Source organism: Caballeronia sp. Lep1P3 (assembly GCF_022879595.1).
Lineage (GTDB): Bacteria > Pseudomonadota > Gammaproteobacteria > Burkholderiales > Burkholderiaceae > Caballeronia.
The window spans coordinates 1,535,679-1,558,535 of the sequence record NZ_CP084265.1 but is presented as its reverse complement, the minus strand read 5'-3'; the positions used below and the strand labels follow the sequence as shown (position 1 = coordinate 1,558,535).

16 protein-coding genes are annotated in these 22,857 nt (G+C 64.6%); 12 read left to right on the top strand and 4 right to left on the bottom strand.

Features of this window, described 5'->3' with window-relative positions; genetic code table 11:
• Positions 1-79: 79 nt before the first annotated feature.
• From LDZ27_RS07305 to LDZ27_RS07265, 9 genes are all read left to right on the top strand, one after another.
• A complete protein-coding gene (locus tag LDZ27_RS07305) occupies positions 80-1,696 on the top strand; it encodes a sugar ABC transporter ATP-binding protein (protein ID WP_244813474.1) in 1,617 nt (538 codons plus the stop codon).
• On the top strand, positions 1,697-2,704 hold the full coding sequence (locus tag LDZ27_RS07300; RefSeq protein ID WP_244813473.1) for an ABC transporter permease: 1,008 nt from the start codon (positions 1,697-1,699) through the stop codon (positions 2,702-2,704).
• Between the two features lie 214 nt (positions 2,705-2,918).
• Entirely contained in the window at positions 2,919-3,965 is a 1,047-nt protein-coding gene (locus LDZ27_RS07295; protein WP_244813472.1) for a LacI family DNA-binding transcriptional regulator, read from the top strand.
• Positions 3,966-3,990: 25 nt separating this feature from the next.
• A complete protein-coding gene (rbsK, locus tag LDZ27_RS07290; protein ID WP_244813471.1) occupies positions 3,991-4,935 on the top strand; it encodes a ribokinase in 945 nt (314 codons plus the stop codon).
• Positions 4,936-5,121: 186 nt separating this feature from the next.
• Positions 5,122-6,846 carry a methyl-accepting chemotaxis protein gene (locus LDZ27_RS07285; protein WP_244813470.1) on the top strand — a complete coding sequence of 575 codons (1,725 nt, stop codon included), beginning with the start codon at positions 5,122-5,124 and terminating at the stop codon, positions 6,844-6,846.
• A 144-nt stretch (positions 6,847-6,990) separates the two neighbouring features.
• Entirely contained in the window at positions 6,991-7,752 is a 762-nt protein-coding gene (locus LDZ27_RS07280; protein WP_244813469.1) for a 2-keto-4-pentenoate hydratase, read from the top strand.
• 348 nt (positions 7,753-8,100) lie between these two features.
• Positions 8,101-10,023 (top strand): PrkA family serine protein kinase, encoded by a 1,923-nt coding sequence (locus LDZ27_RS07275; RefSeq protein WP_244813468.1) that lies wholly within the window; start codon positions 8,101-8,103, stop codon positions 10,021-10,023.
• 187 nt (positions 10,024-10,210) lie between these two features.
• Positions 10,211-11,476 (top strand): YeaH/YhbH family protein, encoded by a 1,266-nt coding sequence (locus LDZ27_RS07270; RefSeq protein ID WP_244816001.1) that lies wholly within the window; start codon positions 10,211-10,213, stop codon positions 11,474-11,476.
• The gene (locus LDZ27_RS07265) at positions 11,473-13,128 is read left to right on the top strand and encodes a SpoVR family protein (RefSeq protein WP_244816000.1); all 1,656 of its coding nucleotides are present in this window, start codon (positions 11,473-11,475) and stop codon (positions 13,126-13,128) included. The genes LDZ27_RS07270 and LDZ27_RS07265 overlap by 4 nt, the downstream gene beginning before the upstream one ends.
• Before the next feature lie 55 nt (positions 13,129-13,183).
• On the opposite strand, the gene LDZ27_RS07260 is transcribed toward LDZ27_RS07265, so the two are convergent.
• Complete coding sequence (locus tag LDZ27_RS07260) at positions 13,184-14,239, bottom strand: AI-2E family transporter (RefSeq protein WP_244815999.1); 1,056 nt, start codon at positions 14,237-14,239, stop codon at positions 13,184-13,186.
• Positions 14,240-14,463: 224 nt separating this feature from the next.
• Here LDZ27_RS07260 and rarD point away from each other — a divergent pair, with 224 nt between their 5' ends.
• Positions 14,464-15,342 carry an EamA family transporter RarD gene (gene rarD / locus LDZ27_RS07255; protein WP_244815998.1) on the top strand — a complete coding sequence of 293 codons (879 nt, stop codon included), beginning with the start codon at positions 14,464-14,466 and terminating at the stop codon, positions 15,340-15,342.
• A 7-nt stretch (positions 15,343-15,349) separates the two neighbouring features.
• Here rarD and LDZ27_RS07250 read toward each other — a convergent pair whose 3' ends face one another.
• Together LDZ27_RS07250 and LDZ27_RS07245 are read right to left on the bottom strand one after the other, a co-directional pair.
• Positions 15,350-16,345: an aldo/keto reductase gene (locus LDZ27_RS07250; protein WP_244815997.1), complete on the bottom strand. Its 996-nt coding sequence runs from the start codon at positions 16,343-16,345 to the stop codon at positions 15,350-15,352.
• A gap of 82 nt (positions 16,346-16,427) precedes the next feature.
• The gene (locus LDZ27_RS07245) at positions 16,428-17,813 is read right to left on the bottom strand and encodes a DHA2 family efflux MFS transporter permease subunit (protein ID WP_244815996.1); all 1,386 of its coding nucleotides are present in this window, start codon (positions 17,811-17,813) and stop codon (positions 16,428-16,430) included.
• A gap of 130 nt (positions 17,814-17,943) precedes the next feature.
• On the opposite strand from LDZ27_RS07245, the gene LDZ27_RS07240 reads away from it, so the two are divergent.
• A complete protein-coding gene (locus tag LDZ27_RS07240; RefSeq protein WP_244815995.1) occupies positions 17,944-18,828 on the top strand; it encodes a LysR family transcriptional regulator in 885 nt (294 codons plus the stop codon).
• A gap of 67 nt (positions 18,829-18,895) precedes the next feature.
• Entirely contained in the window at positions 18,896-20,635 is a 1,740-nt protein-coding gene (locus tag LDZ27_RS07235) for a tannase/feruloyl esterase family alpha/beta hydrolase (protein WP_370653379.1), read from the top strand.
• Positions 20,636-20,668: 33 nt separating this feature from the next.
• On the opposite strand, the gene LDZ27_RS07230 is transcribed toward LDZ27_RS07235, so the two are convergent.
• Positions 20,669-22,594, bottom strand: coding sequence for a hypothetical protein (locus tag LDZ27_RS07230; RefSeq protein ID WP_244815994.1), 1,926 nt, complete (start codon positions 22,592-22,594; stop codon positions 20,669-20,671).
• Between the last annotated feature and the right edge of the window lie 263 nt (positions 22,595-22,857).

The window sequence follows — 22,857 nt, the reverse complement described above, 5'->3', positions numbered from 1 at the left end:
ATCGAGCGCCGCCGTCGCCGGGCGTCCACCGAACCACCCGCGAGGATGCAGCACGAGCCTTGAGCGACCCTTTGCCACTATGAACGACGCAGACCACGCCAGCGTGCTGACGGTCACGGGCATCGGCAAGACGTATGTCGAGCCGGTGCTCGCCGACGTATCGCTCGGGCTCATGCCTGGCGAGGTCCTCGCGTTGACCGGCGAAAACGGCGCGGGCAAGAGCACGCTCTCGAAGATCATCGGCGGGCTCACGCATCCGAGCGCGGGCACGATGACGCTCGCGGGCGCGCCTTACGCCCCGCAAAGCCGCACCGAAGCCGAAGCGCTCGGCGTGCGCATGGTGATGCAGGAGCTCAATCTTCTGCCGACGCTTTCCGTCGCGGAAAACCTGTTTCTGAACCGGCTGCCGCAGAAAGGGCGCGTGAAGATCGGCTGGATCGACCGCAAGCGTCTTGCCGACGACGCGCGTCACGCGATGGCGCAAGTCGGCCTCGACGCGATCGACCCGGCCACGCTCGTCGGCGATCTCGGCATCGGCCATCAGCAGATGGTGGAAATCGCGCGCAATCTGATCGGCGATTGCCGCGTGCTGATTCTCGACGAACCGACCGCGATGCTCACCGCGCGCGAAGTCGATCTGCTTTTCGAGCAGATCGCGCGGCTGAAGGCGCGCGGCGTCGCGCTCGTCTACATCTCGCACCGGCTGGAGGAATTGCGCCGCATCGCGGAGCGCGTGGCCGTGCTGCGCGACGGACGCCTCGTGCACGCCGGGAGGATGGACGCGCTGTCGAGCGATCAGCTCGTCACGCTGATGGTCGGCCGCGAGTTGGGCGAGCGCATCGATCTGGGCGAGCGCAGGATCGGCGGCGTCGCGCTGAAAGTGGAAGGCATGACGCGCGGCCACGCGGTCCGCGATGTGTCCTTCGAAGTCAGGGCGGGCGAGATTTTCGGCGTGAGCGGGCTGATCGGCGCGGGCCGCACGGAACTGATGCGCCTCATCTACGGCGCGGACCGCGCGGACGCGGGCAGCGTGTCGATTGCGCGCGCGGGCGGAGGACTGCGCCGTGTGAAGATCGACTCGCCATCCGACGCGGTGGCGAACGGCATCGCGCTCATCACGGAGGACCGCAAGGGCGAGGGCCTGCTGCTCGGCCTGCCCATCGCCGCCAACGTTTCACTCGGCAACGTGGGCGCGGTGGCGCGCCAGGGTGTGATCGACGCGCGCCGCGAAGCCGCGCTCGCCGAGCGGCAGATCGACGCGATGCGTATCCGCACGTCCGGCCCGGCGCAGGCGGTATCGGAGTTGTCGGGCGGCAATCAGCAGAAAGTGGTGATCGGCCGCTGGCTTGCACGCAGCGGGCGGCAAACCGGCAGCGTGCTGCTCTTCGACGAACCGACGCGCGGCATCGACGTCGGCGCGAAATTCGACATCTATGGGCTGATGGGCGCGCTCGCCCGCGAAGGCCGCGCGCTCGTCGTGGTGTCGAGCGACCTGCGCGAGCTGATGCTGATTTGCGACCGCATCGGCGTGATGTCGGCGGGACGCATGACGGGCATCTTCGAGCGCGCGAACTGGACGCAGGACGCGCTGCTCGCCGCCGCGTTCGCGGGCTATGCGAAGCGCGAGGCGATCATGCACGAGCCGCTCGCGCCCGACGCGAAGCCGCCCGCGCAAGACAACATCGTGGAGCACTGAATGACAGGCGAGACTCAGGCCAATTTGCCAGCCGACGCGCAAAAGGGCGGCAAGACCGCGAAAGGCGCGGGCACGCGCCTCGGATTTTCGAACTATCTCGGGCTCGCCGGCGCGCTTGCCGCGATGATCGCGCTCTTTTCGGTGCTCAGTTCGCACTTTCTGACCTACGACACGTTCAGCACGATCGCGAACCAGATTCCCGATCTCGTCGTGATGTCGGTCGGCATGACCTTCGTGCTGATCATCGCGGGAATCGACTTGTCGGTCGGCTCGGTGCTCGCGCTCGGCGCGTCGGTCGTGAGCGTGGCCGCGCTGAAATGGCACTGGCCGGCGTTTCCGGCGGCGCTGATCGGCCTCGCCGCCGCCGCGCTCACCGGAACGGTGACGGGTCTCGTTACGGTCGCGTGGCGGATTCCGTCGTTCATCGTGTCGCTCGGCGTGCTGGAAGCGGCGCGCGGGCTCGCGTATCAGATGACGAACTCGCGCACCGCCTACATCGGCGATGCCTTCGATTTTCTGTCCAATCCGATCGCGTTCGGCATCTCGCCCGCGTTTTTGATCGCGGTCGCGGTGATGATCCTCGCGCACTGGGTCTTGACCCGGACGATTTTCGGCCGTTATCTCGTAGGCATCGGCACGAACGAGGAAGCGGTGCGGCTCGCGGGCGTCGATCCGCGTCCGTACAAGGTGATCGTGTTCGCGCTGATGGGCGCGCTCTCCGGGCTCGCCGCGCTCTTTCAGATTTCCCGGCTCGAAGCCGCCGATCCGAACGCGGGCGCGGGCGTCGAGCTGCAGGTGATCGCGGCGGTGGTGATCGGCGGAACGAGTCTCATGGGCGGGCGCGGCTCGGTCATCAGCACGTTTTTCGGCGTTCTCATCATTTCGGTGCTGGCGGCGGGACTCGCGCAGATCGGCGCGAACGAGCCGACCAAGCGCATCATCACCGGCGCGGTGATCGTGGTGGCGGTCGTGCTCGACACGTATCGCAGCAGGCGCAAGCGCGTCTGACGAAGAGAAACGAAGAGACAGGAAAAGCAGCATCCGCCTGACACGGGGAAGGCGGCGCGGTGAAGCGGTAACAGGCAGCAAGCAAAAACGAGAGATCGGGCGATCCGTTTGCACGCGGTCAAGCGGGCAGAAATCAACGCGCACGGGAGGGCCGTGCGCGCGGACGCCTCGGATCGATAAAAGCAGTTGGACCAGGAAAAGCGAAGGACGATGTATGGCGACGATCAAAGACGTGGCAGCCATTGCCGGGGTGTCGTTTACGACGGTGTCCCACGTAGTGAACAATTCGAGGCCCGTATCGGCCGACGTGCGCGCGAAGGTCGAGCGCGCCATCCGCGAGCTGGACTACGTGCCCTCGGCGGTCGCGCGCTCGCTCAAGGCGAAATCGACCGCGACCATCGGGCTGCTCGTGCCGAACGCGACCAATCCGTACTTCGCCGAACTCGCGCGCGGCGTCGAGGACGGCTGCGCGAAGAACGGCTACTGCGTGTTCTTCTGCAATTCCGACGACGATCCCGCGAAGCAGCGCAGCTACTTGCGTGTGTTGCAGGAAAAGCGCATCGACGGCCTCGTGATCGCATCGGCGGGTGAGGATTCGGTGCTCGCCCAGTGTCTAGCGGGGGCGCGCGAGCCGCTCGTGATCGTGGACCGCAACATCGAAGGCGTCTCGGCCGATCTCGTGCAGATCGACCACGAAAAGGGCGCGTATCTCGCGACCAAGCACCTGCTGCAACTCGGCCACTCGCGGATCGGCTGCATCACGGGGCCGGTCGTCACGGCGGTGAGCGCCATGCGCCTGCACGGTTTCATCCGCGCGATGGCCGAGCGTGGCATCGAGATCGCGCCGAATGCCATCGTCCAGAGCGACTTTTCCGCGACGGGCGGTTATGCCGCCGCCGCACAGCTTTTCGACGCGATGAAGCCGACCGCCATCTTCGCGTGCAACGACATGATGGGCATTGGCGCGCTGCGGGCGGCGGCGGAGCGGCATGTGCGCGTGCCGGAGGACTGCTCCATCATCGGTTTCGACGATGTCGAACTGTCGCGCTACACGTATCCCGCGCTGTCGACGGTCGGCCAGTCGGTGCGCGCGCTCGGCGAAATGGCCGCGCAGACGCTGATCGAGCGCATCGTCGGCAAGCTCGCCGGCACGACGCGCCGCCGCGTCGTCGCGCCGCGCCTCGTGCGCCGCGAATCGACGGCGGTGGCGCCCGAATCGCGAGCGGGGCACGGCAGCGACGTCGCGGACAATGCCGCATGACGAACGCAAGCAGGAAACTATCGCGATGAGCGACAACGCACTTTCCGGCTCCGGCGCGAGCGCTCGCGTGACCGTGGTCGGCAGCCTCAACATGGACCTCGTCGCGCGCGCGCCACGTTTGCCGATGCCCGGCGAAACGCTAGCCGGCCACGCGTTCGCGCAGGTGCCGGGCGGCAAGGGCGGCAATCAGGCCGTCGCGGCAGCGCGTCTCGGCGCGCACGTCACGATGATCGGCTGCGTCGGCAACGATCCGAACGGCGCGATCCTCAAGGCGAGCCTCGAAGCGGAAGGCATCGACTGCGCGGCGCTCGCGACGAGCCCCGACGCGCCGACGGGCGTGGCGCTCATCATCGTCGATGACGCGAGCCAGAACGCGATCGTGATCGTCGCGGGCAGCAACGCGCAGGTGAGCCCGGCGAGCGTGCACGCGCAGGAAGCGATGCTCGCGCGCGCCGACGTGATCGTCTGCCAGCTCGAAACGCCGCCCGAGACGGTGCGCGCCGCGCTCGAGGCCGGACGGCGTCTCGCGCGCACGACGATTCTGAATCCGGCGCCCGCCGCGAGCGCGTTGCCCGCCGACTGGTTCGCGCTCATCGACTATCTGATCCCGAACGAACTCGAAGCGGCGACGCTTTCGGGCATCGATATCGCCACGCCCGACGACGCGCGCCGCGCCGCGCTCGCGCTGAAAGCAAAGGGCGCGCGCAACGTCGTGATTACGCTGGGCGCGCAGGGCGTGTTCGCGCTGCTGGACGGCGACGACGCCGGGCAGCACATGCCGTCGCCGAAAGTCGAAGCGGTCGATACCACCGCCGCCGGCGATACGTTCATCGGCGGTTTCGCGGCCGAACTCGCGCGCGGCAGCGCCGTCGCCGATGCGATCGCCTTCGGCCAGCGCGCCGCCGCGCTCGCCGTCACCCGCGAAGGCGCCCAGCCTTCCATTCCGCATCGCGGCGAAATCGCAGCATAAGTTTTCACCGTCCGCTGAATAACGGCGCCTGCCAACGCGTCGTTTTCCCTATCAGGGAAACAACCTTCTCAAGTCCTGTCGCCGCCGGCCGTTGACATCATCAGCGGCTGCGCACCGGTATGCGCGCGTCGCGGCCTTGCGGCGCATCCGTCGCGCGGCATCCGAACCCGGCACCAGGACACATCCATGAAAAATGCTTTGACGATCAAGGCCCGCATCGGCATCTCGATGGCGTTTCTCGGCGCGCTGCTCATCGCGATCGGCGCGTTCGGGCTCATCGGCATGGGCCGCACCAACGACGCCTTCCGCGATACCTACTCCGTGCACATGCCGAGCGCGATGGCGGTCGCCAACACGGAGCTGTATGCGGCGCGCGAGCGGCTCGTCTTCGACCGCGCGGCGCTGCTCGCCGGCACCGCCGACACCGCCGCGACCGTCGAACGTTCCCGCATGATGCGCGAGCGCGCCGACGCGTTCTGGAAGGACTACATGGCGCTGCCGCAGGCGCCGGGCGAGCGCGCGCTCGCCGAGGCGTCGCAGGAGAAGCGGCTCGCGCTTCGGCGACTCATCGATAAGGGACTCGCGGCTATCGCGGCGGACGATCACGCGGGCATGATCGAAACCGCCAAGGCGATGCAGTTCGCCTACAACGATCTCTCGAACGCCAACGACGCGCTGCGCAAGTTTCTGACCGACGCATCGCGCGGGAGCTACGAAGACGCGCAAGGCCGTTATGCGTCGTTCCGTGCGCTGAGTCTCGCGGCCATCGCGCTCGGCATTGCGGCGGCGGCTTTCGCGTGGGTATCGCTGCGGCGCGCGATCGCGCGTCCGCTCGAAACCGCGCTCGGTCATTTCGAAGCCATCGCCGCGGGCGATCTGCGCCGCGAAGTCGTCGTGACCACGCGCGATGAAATGGGCCTCTTGCTCGAAGGTCTCGCGAAGATGCGCGCGAGTCTGCTCTCCACCGTGCGCGCGGTGCGTTCGGGCAGCGAGTCGATCGCATCGGCGACGCAGCAGATCGCGGCGGGCAACACGGACCTTTCTTCGCGCACGGAAGAACAGGCGTCGGCGTTGCAGGAAACGGCATCCAGCATGGAGCAGTTGACCGGCACGGTCCGCCAGAACGCGGACAACGCGCGTCAGGCGAGCACCCTTGCCGCCGATGCGTCGCAGATCGCGGGCAAGGGCAGCGCGGTCGTCACGCAGGTCGTCGATACGATGGGCGAGATCAGCCGCAGTTCGGCCCGGATCGCGGACATCATCGCGATCATCGAGGGCATTGCGTTCCAGACCAACATCCTCGCGCTCAACGCGGCCGTGGAAGCGGCGCGCGCGGGCGAGGAAGGGCGCGGCTTCGCGGTCGTCGCGGGCGAGGTGCGCAATCTCGCGCAGCGTTCGTCGACGGCGGCGAAGGAAATCAAGGAACTGATCGACGATTCCGTCGCGCGCGTGCAATCGGGCACCGCGCTCGTCGACGAAGCGGGCCGCACGATGAGCGAGATCATCGGCGCGGTGCAGCGCGTGACCGACATCATGGGCGAGATCGCGGCGGCGTCGGCGGAACAGACGGGCGGCATCGAACAGGTGTCGCGCGCGGTCACACAGATGGACGAAGTCACGCAACAGAACGCGGCGCTCGTCGAGGAAGCGGCGGCCGCGGCGCAATCGCTCGAGGATCAGGCGGCGCGCCTTCGCGATGCCGTCACGGTCTTTCAGATGACGGAAGGCGCGCCGCTTGCTGCGTCATCTGCTGCGTCGAGTGCTGCGTTGTCTGTTACAGCGACTGCAACGGATGCCGCGAGAAAGCGCGCCGCGCCGCGCACGGCGAGGGCGCCTGTGCGCGCACCGCTGGCCGCCGCTGCGAAGCCTGCCGCAATGTCGACGGCGGGCGGCGACTGGGAAACCTTCTGACGGTGGCATGACGGCGCCCGCATCGCGCTCGTTGATCGATGCGGAGTTCGCGAGCGCGACTTCGGTCCGGTAACCCGTACACTGATGACACTGTGCGGGACCGTCCATCACCGTCCATCACCGTCCACGCGAGGGGATATCGACATGACCGGATCGACACTTGCCGCGATGCTCGTCGCGGCGCGGCGTCAGCGCGAATGGATCGCGACGCTCGAACAACGCGACGTTCCCGCCGATGCGCCCACGGCCTATGCGATCCAGCACGAAGTCCTGCGCGGCACGAAGGCACGCATCGGCGCATGGAAGATCGGCGCGCGCGCGCCCGATGCGCTCGCGACAGGCGCTCCCATCGATGCCGAATGCGTCTATGTTTCGCCCGCGCGGCTGCCGTTCGACGGCTTCTTTCGCGTGCTGGTGGAACTCGAGATCGCGTTTCGCTTCGCCTACGCCTTGCCGCCGAAAAACGATCCGTACACGCGCGCCGAAGTCCTTGCGTCGATAGGGGGCATTGCCGTCGCGCTAGAAATAGTCGATAGCCGTTTCGCGCAATGGCCCAATCTCGATCCCCTTGCGCAACTCGCGGATTCGCAGAACAACGGCGCGCTCATCGTGAGCGGCATGGAACCTTACGACGTCGTCGCGCCAGGCTTCGACTTTCTTGCGCCGCGCCTCGAACTGACGCTCGATGGCGTGGGGATTGCTCCGGAAGCCCTCGGCAATCCGGCGGGCGATCCGCGCGAACTGCTGCCGTGGCTCGTCAATCATTGCTCGCGCATGGGGCTCACCGTCGAGCCGTTCTGGACCATCACGACAGGCTCATATACGGGCGCGTATCGCGTCGAAGGGCCGGCGATGGTGCATGGCGCGATCGATCGCATCGGCGAACTGGAACTCGTATTGACTTAGCCGCTCCTGAGCGCTCGAAGCACTGCGCACGCTTTGGCGGAAGGACGCGATGAAGAGGCGAGCGACGCGCGGCACAGCGAACATGCAACGCGCACTGCAAGCATAGGATGACGTGATGGAGTGAAGCGTTGCAGTGTGACGTTGCATTTCACTGCTCTGGGACTATGGATTGTAGGTGAACGAAAATAACTCACCAAGCTGGTGATTGTTCCGGGCACCTTCCAGGCAAATCACCCAAGCAAGTGCGTGAAAAAAAATTCGAAAGGGTTTAGGATGAATTCAAGCGATGTCGTTTCGATAACGCGCGTTGAGACGATCAAGGCTTTCTGACTTCGGCGAGGAGGTAGCATGGATATCTACAGCAGTTTCGCGACCCGCTTCGAAAAAACCCGCGAGGAGGAATTCTCGCTCGAAGAGTATCTCGCGCTCTGCAAGGAAGATCCTGCCACATATGCAACAGCGGGCGAACGCATGCTGACGGCCATCGGGGAACCGGAAATGGTCGACACTCGCCTCGATCCGCGTTTATCGCGTGTGTTTGCGAACAAGGTCATCAAGGTGTATCCGGCGTTCCGCGAGTTTTATGGAATGGAGGATGTGATCGAGAACGTCGTGTCGTATTTCAGGCACGCGGCGCAGGGTCTGGAAGAGAAGAAGCAGATCCTGTATCTGCTGGGTCCGGTGGGCGGCGGCAAGTCCTCCATCGCCGAGCGTCTGAAGCAACTGATGGAACGCGTGCCGTTCTATTCGCTGAAAGGCTCGCCCGTCAACGAATCGCCGCTGGGACTCTTCGACTATGACGAAGACGGTCCCGTGCTCGAGGAGCAATACGGCATTCCGCGCCGCTATCTCAAGAGCATTCTCTCGCCGTGGGCCGTGAAGCGCCTGCATGAATACAACGGCGACATCCGCAAGTTCCGCGTCGTGCGCCGCTATCCGTCGATACTGCGTCAGATCGGCATCGCGAAGACGGAGCCGGGCGACGAGAACAATCAGGACATCTCCTCGCTCGTCGGCAAGGTGGATATCCGCAAGCTCGAAACTTATTCGCAGGACGACGCCGATGCTTACAGCTATTCGGGTGGCCTGTGCCTCGCGAATCAGGGCCTGCTCGAATTCGTCGAAATGTTCAAGGCGCCGATCAAGGTGCTGCATCCGCTTCTGACCGCCACGCAGGAAGGCAACTTCAAGGGCACGGAAGGCTTCGGCGCGATACCGTTCGACGGCGTCATCCTCGCGCACTCGAACGAATCGGAATGGAAGGCTTTTCGCAACAACAAGAACAACGAGGCGCTGCTCGATCGCATCTTCGTGGTGAAGGTGCCGTACTGCCTGCGCTATAGCGAAGAGGTGAAGATCTACGAGAAGCTCCTGCGCAATTCGTCGCTCGCCGAAGCCGTATGCGCGCCGGGCACGCTCAAGATGATGGCGCAGATGGCCGTGCTCACGCGTCTGCACGAGCCGGAGAATTCGAGCCTCTTCTCGAAGATGCAGGTCTATGACGGCGAGAACCTGAAGGACACGGACCCGAAGGCGAAGTCGTATCAGGAGTACCGCGATTTCGCGGGCGTCGACGAAGGCATGACGGGCGTGTCCACGCGCTTCGCGTTCAAGATTCTCTCGCGCGTCTTCAACTTCGATTCGACGGAAGTCGCCGCCAATCCGGTGCATCTGATGTACGTGCTCGAACAGCAGATCGAGCGCGAGCAGTTCCCGCCGGAGACGGAACAGAAGTATCTGTCCTTCATCAAGGACGTCCTCGCTTCGCGCTATGCGGAGTTCATCGGCAAGGAAATTCAGACGGCTTATCTGGAGTCGTATTCGGAGTATGGGCAGAACATCTTCGACCGTTACGTGACGTATGCGGACTTCTGGATTCAGGATCAGGAATTCCGCGATCACGACACCGGCGAGAGCTTCGACCGCGCCGCGCTCAATGCGGAACTGGAGAAGATCGAAAAGCCCGCGGGCATCAGCAACCCGAAGGACTTCCGCAACGAGATCGTGAACTTCGTGTTGCGCGCGCGTGCGGCCAACGGTGGCAAGAATCCCGCTTGGATCAGCTATGAAAAGCTGCGCGTCGTGATCGAGAAGAAGATGTTCTCCAACACGGAAGAACTTCTGCCGGTCATCTCGTTCAATGCAAAGGGTTCCGCGGAAGAGCAGAGGAAGCACGAGGACTTCGTCAATCGCATGGTCGCGAAGGGCTATACGCCGAAGCAGGTTCGGCTCTTGTGCGACTGGTATCTGCGCGTGCGCAAGTCGTCGTAAGCGAGAAGCCGTAGTTGCAGGTCCGCGCCGCTGGCATGCGTCGTTGGCATGCGTCGTTGAAATACGGACGGCGGCGCGGGCACTTTGCGAATGAGCGACGCCGGCAAGAGACGCCGGCAGGTCGCGCGGTGCGCCCGGCAGTTCATGAAGCGCCTCGCACATTCGCCAATCAAGCGGGAGACTGAATGTGCTGCACCAAATCATCGACCGCAGGTTAGCCGGCAAGAACAAGAGCATCGCGAACCGCGAACGCTTTCTGCGACGCGTGAAGAACTACATTCGCCGCGCGGTCTCCGACGCGGTGCGCGATCGCAGCATCAAGGACATTCAAAGCACGCAGAGCATCACGATTCCGAAGAAGGACATCGCGGAGCCGTCGTTCCGGCACGGGCCGGGCGGCAAGCGTGAATATGTGCATCCGGGCAACGCCGACTACATACGCGGCGACAAGATACCGCGTCCGCAAGGCGGCTCGGGCGGCGGCGGAAAAAGCGCGAGCAACGAAGGCGAAGGGCAGGACGACTTCGTCTTCGAGCTTTCGCGCGAGGAATTCATGCAGTACTTCTTCGACGATCTCGAACTGCCGCGCCTCGTGAAGACGCAACTGCTCGCCGTGCCGACATGGAAGAACGTGCGCGCGGGCTGGGCGGCCGAAGGCACGCCGAACAACATCGACGTGGTGAGATCGCTGCGCTCGGCGCTCGGGCGTCGCATCGCGCTCGGCTGGCCGCTCGCGAGCCAGTTGCGAGAGATGGAGCGTCAGCTCGAACAGCTCAAGGAAGAAGACGGCAATCCCGACGACATCGCGCGGCTCGAAGCGGATATCGTCATCCTGCAGGGACGCATCACGCGCATTCCGTTCATCGATCCGTTCGATCTGCGCTATGTCAATCGCGTGAAGCAGCCCACGCCGTCGAGCAAGGCGGTGATGTTCTGTCTGATGGACGTCTCCGGCTCGATGGACGAGCAGCGCAAAGACCTGTCGAAGCGCTTCTTCATCCTCCTGTATCTCTTTCTGCAGAGGAACTACGAGAAGATCGAAGTGGTGTTCATCCGGCACCATACGCGCGCCGAAGAAGTGGACGAGGACACGTTCTTCCATTCGACCGAAAGCGGCGGCACGGTGGTGTCGAGTGCGCTCGAACTGATGAAGAAGATCATGGACGAGCGCTACTCGCCGACCGAATGGAACATTTACGGCGCGCAGGCCTCGGACGGCGACAACTGGACCGACGATTCCCCGAAGTGCCGCAAGCTCCTGGCCGACGACATCCTGCCGAAGGTACGGTATTTTGCCTATATCCAGGTGGCGCCAGAGGAGCAGAATCTCTGGTTGGAGTATGCTCAGTTGGCAGCCGGCGCGCCCGAACTGGCGATGAAGAAAGTCGATTCGGCCTCGGACATTTATCCGGTGTTCCGCGAACTCTTCGAAAAACAACAGGCGGCCGCATGACGACAGGGCACTTGAACAACGAAGCGCGTGGGTATCATCTGGACGGCACGGACGATCGTGCGCCTTCGAAACTCGGGCCGGAAGCGGGGCAACGCAATGCGTCCGACGGGGCGCACAAGGAAGGCAGGATGAACGTTGCAGAACAACGGCGGCCGCTGCCGTGCCCATCGGACTGGAGCGTCGAGCTGATCGAGGAATACGACGCGGAGATCTCGCGCGTCGCGAACCGATACGGGCTCGATGTCTATCCCATTCAACTCGAGATCATCAGCGCCGAGCAGATGATGGACGCGTATGCGTCCGTCGGCATGCCGGTGAATTATCGGCACTGGTCGTTCGGCAAGCACTTTCTTTCGACCGAGAAAAGCTATCGGCGCGGGCAGATGGGCCTCGCGTATGAGATCGTCATCAATTCGAATCCCTGCATCGCGTATCTGATGGAAGAGAACACGATGACGATGCAGGCGCTCGTCATCGCGCATGCCGCTTACGGGCACAACTCGTTTTTCAAGGGCAATTATCTGTTCAAGCTGTGGACGGATGCCCACGCGATCATCGACTACCTCGTCTATGCGAAGAACTACATCGCGGAGTGCGAGGAACGTCATGGGCTGGACCGCGTCGAGGAATTGCTCGATTCATGCCACGCGCTGATGAACTACGGCGTGGACCGCTACAAGCGCCCGCAGAAACTCTCGCTTGCGAAAGAAGCCGCGATGCGGCGCGAGCGCGAAGCGTATCTGCAATCACAAGTCAACGAATTGTGGCGCACGCTGCCCAACAGGAAGGCGCCGTCCGCGGAAGAAATGGAAAGCCGTTATCCGCCGGAGCCGCAGGAAAACCTGCTGTATTTCGCGGAGAAGAACGCGCCGCTTTTGGAGCCGTGGGAGCGCGAAGTCATTCGCATCGTGCGCAAGGTGGGGCAGTATTTTTATCCGCAACGGCAGACGCAAGTCATGAACGAAGGTTGGGCGACGTTTTGGCACTACACGCTGCTCAACACGCTCTATAACGAAGGCCGCCTCGAAGACGGCTTCATGATGGAGTTCCTGCATTCGCATAGCAACGTGGTGTATCAGCCGCCCGTCACGAAGCCGTATTACAGCGGCATCAATCCTTACGCGCTCGGCTTTTCGATGATGAGCGACATTCGCCGCATCTGCGAGAGCCCGACGGACGAAGACCGCGAGTGGTTCCCGGACCTCGCCGGCAGCGACTGGCTCGAATCGCTGCACTACGCGATGCGCAATTTCAAGGACGAGAGCTTCATCGCGCAGTATTTGTCGCCGCATCTGATTCGCGAGATGCGCCTCTTCTCGATTCTCGACGACGACATGCGCGATGCGCTCGAAGTCTCCGCCATCCACGACGAAAGCGGCTACCGCTATGTGCGGCAGGCGTTGTCGAGGCAGTACGACATTCATCATCGCGAGCCGAACATCCAAGTCTATTCGGTCAACACGCGCGGCGACCGCAGCCTCACGCTGCGTCACTTCATGACGGACAACCGCCATCTCTCCAACGACAGCGACGAAGTGCTCAAGCACATGGCGCGCTTGTGGCAATTCGACGTGTACCTGGAGAGCGTCGATGAAAACGGCACCGTGAGAAAGCGCTTCGAGTGCCGGTACACGGCGCCCAATTCGCGCTGAATCCGTGTGCTGCGAATAAACGAACGGCTCCTTCGCGGAGCCGTTCGTGTTTGCGCTACTGCGCTTCCTCGTCCTGCGTGAAGATGTCCCAGCTCGCCATGAAGAGCGCCGCGACGAGCGGTCCGATCACGAACCCGTTGATGCCGAATAGCGCCATGCCGCCGAGAGTCGAGATCAACACGACCCAGTCGGGCATCTTCGTGTCCTTGCCGACGAGAATCGGGCGCAACACGTTATCCACGAGGCCGATGACGACCACGCAGAAGATCACGAGAATCAGTCCGCGCCAGATTTCGCCGGTCATGAAAAAGTAGAGCGCGGCGGGCGCCCAGACGAGCGCCGCGCCCACGGCCGGCAACAGCGAAAGAAACGCCATCAGCACGCCCCACAAGAGCGAGCCGTTGATGCCGAGTATCCAGAAGATCATGCCGCCGAGAAAACCCTGCACGGCAGCGACCGCGATATTGCCCTTGACGGTCGCGCGCACGACGGTGGTGAACTTCGCGATGAGGTGCTGCTTCGGCGCGGCATCGAGCGGAATGGCGCGGCGGATGCGTCGCCCGATTTCGCCGCCGTCGCGCAGCAGAAAGAACACGAGATAGAGCATCACGCCGAAGCTCACGATGAACTGAAATGTGTTCTGGCCGATCAGAAGCGCCTGCGCCGCCGCGAACTGGCTGATGCGCGAAGCGCCTTCCATCAGCTTGGCCTGCACGCCGGGGATGTCGTCGAGGCCGTAGCGTCCGAGCAGTTGCTGGGCCGAAACCGGCAGCGCATGAAGCGCATGCTGAAAGTACATGCCGAAGTTCAGATCGCCGCTCTTGATGCGCGTATAGACGAGGGCGACTTCCTGCACGAGCGTCACCGCGACCACCGACACCGGAATGATGACGATGAGGATCGCGGCAGCGAGCGTCGCCAGCGCGGCCAGGTTGCGGCGCTTCCCGAAGCGCACGGTGAGGTAGCGCTGCATCGGCTGAAAGAGCAGGGCGAGGATCGCGCCCCAGAAAATCGCGCCGAAAAAGGGCAGCAGCACCCAGCCGAGCGCGAACGTGACGACGAACAGCAGGATATGGAAAAAGCTCTGGTGAACCGATGGATTGTTGTTCATTAGCGAGGGGCGCCGGAGACGGGCAAGGTTAGCGGGTCATGCTAGCACGCGCTCTGGGCGCGCTTTCGCGCATGGCTTCGAGCAGGAATCTCGCCCGGCGTGCGCGTGCGGTCCGCGGATTTCGCCGAAAGAGGCGCCGGCGTCGACTAAAGTCCGCGTTCCATTCCTTGCAGATGCCTTGCGCGCAACTCCAAAGCGCTGGCATCTGCGCCACGCATCGAACCATGAATCCTGGCGTCGTCTACGCATTCGCGGCTTTTGCCATCTGGGGCCTCTTTCCGATCTACTTCAAGGCGCTGCATTCGATCGGCGCCATCGAGATGCTCGCGCATCGCATGGCGTGGTCCATGGCTTTTCTGCTGATCGTGCTGACGGCGCGCCGGCACTGGCAATGGCTCATTCCCGTCGTGCGCGACAGGCGGCTCCTCGCGCGCTTCGCCGCGAGCGCGGTGCTGCTTTCGGCGAACTGGGGCATCTATATCTGGGCCGTGAACGACGGGCGCATCGTCGAGGCGAGTCTCGGGTACTTCATCAATCCGCTCGTCAACGTGCTATTCGGCATGGCGTTTCTGCGCGAGCGCCTGCGGCCCGTGCAATGGATCGCGGTGATCGTCGCGGCGCTCGGCGTCGTCTACCTTACCTGGGCGAACGGCGCGCCGCCGTGGATCAGCTTTGCGCTCGCGCTCACTTTCGGCAGCTATGGCCTCTTGCGCAAGACCGCTTCGCTCGGCGCACTGGAAGGACTGACGCTCGAAACGATGCTTTTATGCCCGGTTGCGCTGCTCTATCTTTTTCTGCTCGGCTCGCATGGGGCGAGCGGTTTCGGGCAGGCGTCGTTCGGCGTGAAAGTGCTGCTCGCGGCGGCGGGCCCCATCACCGCCGTGCCGCTTCTGCTTTTTGCCGCCGGCGCGCGGCGCATTCCGTTTTCGATGCTCGGCCTCATCCAGTACATCACGCCGTCGCTGCAATTGCTGATCGGCGTCGTGATCTATGGAGAAGCGTTCGGGCACGATCAGCTGCTCGGCTACGGCGCAATCTGGGGCGCGCTCGCGCTCTATTCGCTCGATGGCGTGTACCGCGCGCGGCAGGCGCGAGCGTCGTGAGCCGCTCTCAGCGCTGCGCGTCGCCCCAGCGATACTCGGCGGTCACATCGTCGAGCTTCGCCTTGATTTCGGGATCGAGCGGCTGATCGGCGGCGGCGAGCGTGTCGTCGAGCTGCTCGGGACGGCTCGCACCGATGATCGCGGATGTCACCGCCGGATTGGCGAGCACCCACGCGAGCGACGTGCTCGCAAGCGAGCGTCCGGTCGGCGCGACGGCTTCCTTCAGCTTCTCGATGGTCTGGAACTCGCGCTCGTGCCAGTAGCGCGCCTGATACATCTCGCCCGCCTTGCCGACCGTCGCGGTGAAGCGCCCCTCGGACGGCGCGGCGTCGTGCCGGTGCTTGCCCGTCAGCAAACCGCCCGCGAGCGGGTTGTACGGAATGACCGCGAGACTTTCCTCGGTCGCGAGCGGCAGCAGTTCGCGCTCGATCTGGCGAAAGAGCAGGTTGTAGCGCGGCTGCACGGAAACGAAGCGCGCGAGGCGCAGCACATCCGCGCGGCCGAGCGCCCGCGCGAGCCGGTACGCGAGAAAGTTCGACACGCCGATATAGCGCGCCTTGCCTTGCCGCACGATCACATCGAGCGCTTCGAGCGTCTCGTCGAGCGGCGTGTCGCGGTCGTCCATGTGCAATTGATACAGATCGACGTAATCGGTGTTCAGGCGCGTGAGCGAAGCATCGATCGCATCGAGCAGATGCTTGCGCGACGCGCCCTTGTTCCACGCGAGCGGGCCCATCACGCCGACGGCCTTCGTCGCGAGAATGAACTGGTCGCGCTTGCCCGCGAGCCATCGCCCGACGATCTCCTCCGTGCGCCCGACGATATCGTGCGTGCCGCCGAGCGGATAGACATCGGCGGTATCGATGAAATTGACGCCCGCCTCGCTCGCGCGGTCCATGATGCTGCGCGATACGGCTTCCTCCGTTTGCAGGCCGAAGGTCATGGTGCCGAGCGTGAGGCGCGAAACGGTGAGTCCGGTGTTGCCGAATTTGCGGTATTGCACGGTTGCGCTCCAGGAGAGGGGTGAGACGGCTGTCGAAACGCGCAGGATAGCCGCAATGCGGGCCGCCCGCAGAGCGCGCCGATCAGCGAGCCGCCGATGCCCGCGCGGGCGTGCGCGGCTCGACATCGAGCCGGCGGAACACGACGCCCGAGAGCAGGGTCACGACGCCCATGCAGACGAAGCTCAGCCGGAAGCCGATGGAAGTCGAGCCGAAGTGTCCTTCGAAGACCTGCACGAGCGAGCCGCCGATCGACACGCCCAGCCCGATGGCGAGCATCTGCACCATCGAGAAGAGGCTGTTGCCGCTGCCCGCATCCTTCTTCGACAAGCCCTTGAGCGTCACGCTGTTCATCGCGGCGAACTGCATCGAATTGCATGCGCCGAAGAGCACGAGGATCGCGATTTCGACGGCGAGCGGCAGCGACCGCGAAAACGCCGCGAACGCGACGATAGACGCGCCGACGAGCGCCGTGTTCACGAGCAGGAACATGTCGTAGCCGAAGCGCTTGACGAGCCGCGCGATCCAGCGCTTCGAGATCGTGCCGCTGATCGCGATGGGCAGCATCATCATGCCGGAGTGCAGCGGGCTATAACCGAGCTCGAGCTGCATCAGAAGCGGCAGCAAAAACGGCACCGCGCTCGATCCGATGCGGCACAGCAGGTTGCCGATCAGTCCCACGCTAAAGTTCGGCTCGCGAAAGAGCGCGAGATGAAAGAGCGGATTGCGCCGGCGCCGCGCATACGGCACGTAGGCGAACGCCGCGGCGGCCGCCACGAGAAACAGCACCGCCGAAGCCGCGCCGCGATGCGTCTCGAACGGACCGTCGAGCGCGAGGGAGAACGCCACCATGCACAGCGACAGCAATCCGCAGCCGATGAAATCGAAAGGCGGGGCGTCGTGCAGCGTGTCGTTCGGCAGGAAACGCTGAACCGCGTAGAGACCGGCGGCGCCGATCGGCACGTTGATGAGGAAGATCCAGTGCCAGGTGAACGACTGCACGAACCAGCCGCCAAGCGTCGGACCGAGAATGGGGCCGACTTGTCCGGCCACCGAAATCATCGCGAGTGCGGAGACGTAGGCTTCGCCGCTTACGGCACGCAAAATGGCGAGTCGGCCGATCGGCAGCAGCATCGAGCCGCCGATGCCTTGCAGCACGCGCGCCACCACGAGTTGATTCAGCGAATGCGCGCTTGCGCAGGCGAGCGAGCCGATCACGAAGAGCGTGATCGACACCAGATACACGCGGCGCGTGCCGAAGCGGTCGGCGAGCCAGCCGGAGGCGGGCGTGAAGAGCGCCATCGTGAGCGTGTAGGCGACGACGATCGACTGCATCGCGAGCGGCGCGGCGTGCAGATCGCGCGCGATGGAAGGCAGCGCCGTATTGACGATGGTCGTGTCGAGCGCCTGCATGAAAAAGCCCACGGCGACGATCCAGAGAAGCGCCGTGTGCGAAGACTGTCTTGTCATGGGGAGAAGTGATGAGGCGGGGCGCGCGGCCGGTTGCAGCGCGACCGTGAAATTTTAGTGACCGGGCACGTTATCGGGAAGCCCGCTAACCGCATTGACTGCGATCGGATTTTCCGATGACAATGCCGCCATGCTCAATCCGCTCTGGCTGAACACCTTCGCGACCGTGGCCGGGTCGAACAGCTTCACCGAGGCGGGCCGTCAACTCGGCCTGCGGCAGTCCAGCGTGTCGGAGCATATCCGGCGCCTGGAGGAGAGCGTCGGGCGCAGGCTTCTCGTGCGCGACACGCATTCGCTCGCGCTCACCGCCGACGGCGAGGCGATGCTCGTCCACGCCCGCGTGATCCTCGAAGCGATGGCGCATGCGCAATCGCAGTTCAGCTCGCCGCGGCTGCGCGGGCGCGTGCGGCTCGGTTCGTCGGACGATCTCGCGCTCGGGCCGCTGCCGAGCGTGCTGGCGGCGTTTCGCGACACGCATCCGGACGTCGAACTGGAGATCACCATCGGCATGACCGGGCGGCTGTATCAACTGCTCGATGCGGGCGAACTGGATCTGGCGGTCGGCAAGCGCCGTCTCGGCGATGCGCGCGGAACGCGGCTTTTCAGCGGCCGGCTGGAATGGCTCGCGAAACCGGGGACCGTCGTCGATATGAGTCTGCCGCTGCCGCTGATTCTCGTCGCGGAACCGAGCGTCACGCGCGCCGTGGTGCTCGATTCCCTCGCGATGACCGGCGCGCGCTGGCAAATGGTCTGCACGAGCAGCAGTCACGCGGGCTGCATCGCGGCGGCGCGCGGCGGCCTCGGGCTTACCGTGCGCTCGCATTTCCTCGCCGGGCGCGGGCTCGCGCCGCCCGTCAATCGTGCGGAGTTGCCGGACTTGCCGGAAGTCGAATTCATCGCGTTCGGCGCGAAGCATCTGAGCCGGCCCGCCGAAACGCTGCTTCAACTATTGCAGGACAGCGACTTGCGCGGCGGCTGGGACGGCGCCTGGGACGGCGCCTGGGACGGCGAGTAGCGCACGCTATGGCATGCAGCGTGCTTGCGCGCGGTTGTGCCGCTGCAACGCCGGATGGCGGCTCCGAATGGTCATCGCAGAGCGCTTCTTATATATTGAGCGGCCCTTGAGCCGTCCACTCAGGTCTCCACTCCAGCCCGTGCCTTCCGTTCGCCGTCTCTTTGCCGCAGATGCCTGGCGCCGCGTGTACGCGCTATTGCTCGCCGCCGCGCTCGCGCTGATGCCGCTCGCCCGCGCGCACGCCGCCGCCTACGTGACGAAACATTGCGACGACCTCGCCGGCAAGACCGTTCCCGCCGCGATCATCGGGCTGCCGACGCGCGGCGCGCTGATCGTCACGGCGTCGGTCGTGAAGGCGGCGGCGCCGGGCAATCGCAACGGCGAGTACTGCCGCATCACCGGGATCGTGCGCGCCATTCAGGAGACGACGCCCGATATCCGCTTCGAAGTGAACCTGCCCAGCCGATGGAACGGCCGCGCGCTGCAGATGGGCGGCGGCGGCTACAACGGCGTGCTCGTCTCCGGCACGGAGCCGATGCCCTTCGCGCCCGACTCGACGCCGCTCGCGCGCGGCTATGCGACCTTCGGGTCGGACTCCGGGCACGTCGGCAGTTCGCGCCGCGCGGACTTCGCGGTGAACGACGAAGCCATCGTCAATTTCGGCTTCGCGCATCTCAAGAAAACGCGCGATGTCGCGCTAGCGCTCATCGACATGGGCTACGGGCGCAAGCCGGACAAGATCTATTTCGCGGGCGGCTCGACGGGCGGGCGCGAAGGCTTCACGGTGATCGAACGCTTTCCCGACGACTACGACGGCGTGATCGCCAATGCGCCCGCCATCAACTTCTCGGGCGTGCGGCTTCTGGGCGTGAAAGTGGGACAGGCGTCGTATGCGAAGCCGGGCGGCTTCGTCGGGCTCGCGCAGCAGCGGCGCGTGTTCGAGACGGTCATGCACGAGTGCGACAGGCTCGACGGCCTCGCGGACGGCATCGTCGGGAACGTGGAAGCGTGCAGGAAACTGGAGCCGCAGATCATCGCGTCGCTGCGATGCGCGAACGGACAGCGTCCGTCATTGCGCGACAGTTGTCTTTCCGACGCGCAGCTCGACACGCTCGAACTGCTGCGCGACGGCCTCACGATGCCGTATGCGCTCGCGTATGGCGTGGACGACTATCCCGGCTACAACGTGTTCCAGGGCGTCGATTTCTCCGGCGTGCTCGGTCTCGGCGATTCACCGACGCTCCTGAACCCGCCCACGTTCGCCGCCAACGGCTATCTGTTCGCGCAGGGCGATGCCTATATCCGCCACTTCGTCACGCGCGATCCCGCTTACAGCGCGCTCGCCTTCGACATCGACAACCCGGGCCGCTACCGTCAGCGGCTCGTCACGCTCGCCTTCACGGTCGGCGCGATGAACCCGGATTTCACGGCGTTCATCGCGCACGGCGGCAAGCTCATCGCGATGCACGGCCTCGCCGACGAAGTCATCAGCCCGAACCAGACGATCGCGTTCTTCCGCGCGCTCATCGAGCGTTACGGACAGGAAGCGGTCGATTCGTTCATGCGGCTCTACATGGTGCCGGGCTTTCAGCACGGCAACGGCGTATTCATTCCCGCGTGGGACGAACTCGGCGCGCTCGACGACTGGGTGACCAACGGCGTCGCGCCCGAGACGCTCGTCGGCAGCGACATCGCGCCCGCCACGAACGGGCGCACGCGGCCCATCTGCCGGTATCCCGGCTATCCGCGTTATGCCGGCAAGGGAAGCGTCAGCCTCGCGGCGAGCTTTCGTTGCGCCGCGCCCTGAATCGCGGAACGCGGCGCGCGCCTTTACGCCGACTTACATGCCCACATAGCCCTGCGGCTTCGTCGCGTTCTTCTTCGCGACGTCCGCGTTCGTCGAGACGACATACTGCGGCGACTCCGTGAGCGTGAGCGTCACCACGCCGTTCGTGTACGGCGCGCTCGATACGTTGCCCATCGCGTCGATGATCTGCACCGTGCCGCTCGCGCCGGCGGCATCGACATTCAGCTTGTACGCGGTGCTGTAAGTCGCGCTGAAGCTGCCGTTCGATGCCGGCCAGACCGCGTTGTTGTGCGTCCAGAGCGCGGTGATGATCTTGCCGTTGCCGAGTTGCTGGAACGCGTAGGCGTAGACGCCCGAGGGCAACGGGTTGACCGGGCCGAGCGTCGTGGTGCCGTCGAGCACGCGCGTCATCGCGGCGACTTCCATCGCGGCGGGCTTCGGGCTCATGTTCGTCGTGCCGAACTCCGCCTGCGGATGATCGAGATCGAAGAACGTGCCGTAGCCCGGCTCGCCGGGAAAGTCCGGGCCGAAGAACACGTAGGTCTGATCCGCGCCTTCGCCGAGCAGAATGATGTGCGCGCGCGCCGTCACCGCGCCGTGCGCGAACAGAATGTTCTGCGACGGATAGTTCGGGCCGTACTTCGCGCCCGTGTCGTAGCTGATGCCCGTCTCGGTCACGAAGAGCTTCATGTTCGGCTTGTAGTCCTTCGCCATTTCCGCGCGCAGATTGCGCATTTCGTTGAGCAGCGAGTTCGCGGCATCGGCGGGATTCGCGTCGGTGTGATGACGCTCCGGCGGATGCGACGGCGACGTGCCCGCGTCGTAATAGCCGTGCGTCGCGATGCCGTCGAGATACTTCGCGTAGCCGAGCGGCGCGAGGCTTTTCAGGCGGTCCGTCGTGAGCGACGGGAACGGCTCGGCCGGCCCCATCACCACCGCGTGCGGATCTTTCGCATGCAGCCCCTGATACGCCGCCTTGTAGAGCGCGACGAAGTTCGCGTCCGTGTCCTGCCAGGTGGTGATCGGCTCCCACGTCACCTGATAGTAGTTCGCCGACATCGTCGGGTAATAGCGCGCGCGGATCGCTTCCGTTTCCTGTCCGACGCGGCTCATGTAGTTCGCGAAGTAGGAGAGGTCGTTCGGAGCGTAGCTGTAGTCCGGGTTGAGGCCGTGCGAGCTCGCGCTGCCGGGAATCCCGTCGAGACGAACGAGACGCATGATCTTGCCGGACGTGTAGAACGGGTCGAGGTTGTTCGCGTTCGGGTTGAAGGTGTTGCGGCCGTTCGGCTCCATCACGAACATCTGGCGGTCGTCGATCGTCGACGAAATGCCGAGCGCGTCGAGCATCGTGCCGTTGTCGTTGAAGCCCTGCATGCCGAAGCGATGCTGCTCCTGCTTCGTGTACGTGACGGCGGGAATCACGCCCGCGAGGTTCGGGATCACGCCGAAGGTCGCGATGCCGTTCGGACGCGTGCCGGCCGTCTGCACTTGTCCGCCGTGAGCGGCGAGCGTCGCGGACACCGCGAAGTAGCCCGCGATCGTCGACGAGCAGGTGAGGGTGGTTTTCGTGGCGGCGGCGGGCGCGGCGAAACTGCCGCTCGCGGCCGTCTTGCCGAGCGCATCGGCGATGGTCCATTTGAGCGTGTCGGCGGAACCGGGACGCGTGACGATCGCCACCTGGAACTTCGCGCCGGTTGCGAACATGCGCGAGCCGTCGCTGCTGGGCGTGTCCGCGGTGATCTTCGCGCCGCCGCCCGATGCCGACGACACCGCCGGCGAGCCGCACGTCAGCGCGGTTTTGGCGCTCGCCTTGGCGACGGCGTCGGCGGTGTTCGGGGACGCCGCGTCGGCGGATGCGTTTTGCGCGTTCGTGACCGAAGCGGGCGAGGAGGCGTCGTTGCCGCCGCAACCGGCGAGCGCGACGACGAGCGTCGAAAGCAGGAAAGGATTCTTCTTCATTTTTCTTTGGGAGAGGTGCCGGACGCGATGGCCGGCGAGACAGCATGCGCGCGCAAACGTTGGCGTCAGCGCGCGCACGGCATCGGATGGTCAGATGCGAAATCGGTAGAGGTTACGCAGAAAGCGGGACAGCTCCGAAACGCGGGCAAATAGTACGCGGATTGCTGCCGGTCGGCACGCAAAAGGGCGTAACTTCGTGTAACGTAGGATAAATAGAGACTATTGTCCTACCATTTCCTGCAATTGCGAGTTGCCCATAAGCG

Bases quoted from the DNA above. Each gene is read 5' to 3' on its own strand.
- LDZ27_RS07240 (WP_244815995.1), top strand. From the start codon at position 17,944: ATGCTCAATCCGCTCTGGCTGAACACCTTCGCGACCGTGGCCGGGTCG.
- LDZ27_RS07230 (WP_244815994.1), bottom strand. From the start codon at position 22,594: ATGAAGAAGAATCCTTTCCTGCTTTCGACGCTCGTCGTCGCGCTCGCC.
- LDZ27_RS07305 (WP_244813474.1), top strand. From the start codon at position 80: ATGAACGACGCAGACCACGCCAGCGTGCTGACGGTCACGGGCATCGGC.
- LDZ27_RS07245 (WP_244815996.1), bottom strand. From the start codon at position 17,813: ATGACAAGACAGTCTTCGCACACGGCGCTTCTCTGGATCGTCGCCGTG.
- LDZ27_RS07300 (WP_244813473.1), top strand. From the start codon at position 1,697: ATGACAGGCGAGACTCAGGCCAATTTGCCAGCCGACGCGCAAAAGGGC.
- LDZ27_RS07295 (WP_244813472.1), top strand. From the start codon at position 2,919: ATGGCGACGATCAAAGACGTGGCAGCCATTGCCGGGGTGTCGTTTACG.
- LDZ27_RS07260 (WP_244815999.1), bottom strand. From the start codon at position 14,239: ATGAACAACAATCCATCGGTTCACCAGAGCTTTTTCCATATCCTGCTG.
- LDZ27_RS07280 (WP_244813469.1), top strand. From the start codon at position 6,991: ATGACCGGATCGACACTTGCCGCGATGCTCGTCGCGGCGCGGCGTCAG.
- LDZ27_RS07235 (WP_370653379.1), top strand. From the start codon at position 18,896: ATGGTCATCGCAGAGCGCTTCTTATATATTGAGCGGCCCTTGAGCCGT.
- LDZ27_RS07285 (WP_244813470.1), top strand. From the start codon at position 5,122: ATGAAAAATGCTTTGACGATCAAGGCCCGCATCGGCATCTCGATGGCG.
- LDZ27_RS07265 (WP_244816000.1), top strand. From the start codon at position 11,473: ATGACGACAGGGCACTTGAACAACGAAGCGCGTGGGTATCATCTGGAC.
- LDZ27_RS07275 (WP_244813468.1), top strand. From the start codon at position 8,101: ATGGATATCTACAGCAGTTTCGCGACCCGCTTCGAAAAAACCCGCGAG.
- rbsK (WP_244813471.1), top strand. From the start codon at position 3,991: ATGAGCGACAACGCACTTTCCGGCTCCGGCGCGAGCGCTCGCGTGACC.
- rarD (WP_244815998.1), top strand. From the start codon at position 14,464: ATGAATCCTGGCGTCGTCTACGCATTCGCGGCTTTTGCCATCTGGGGC.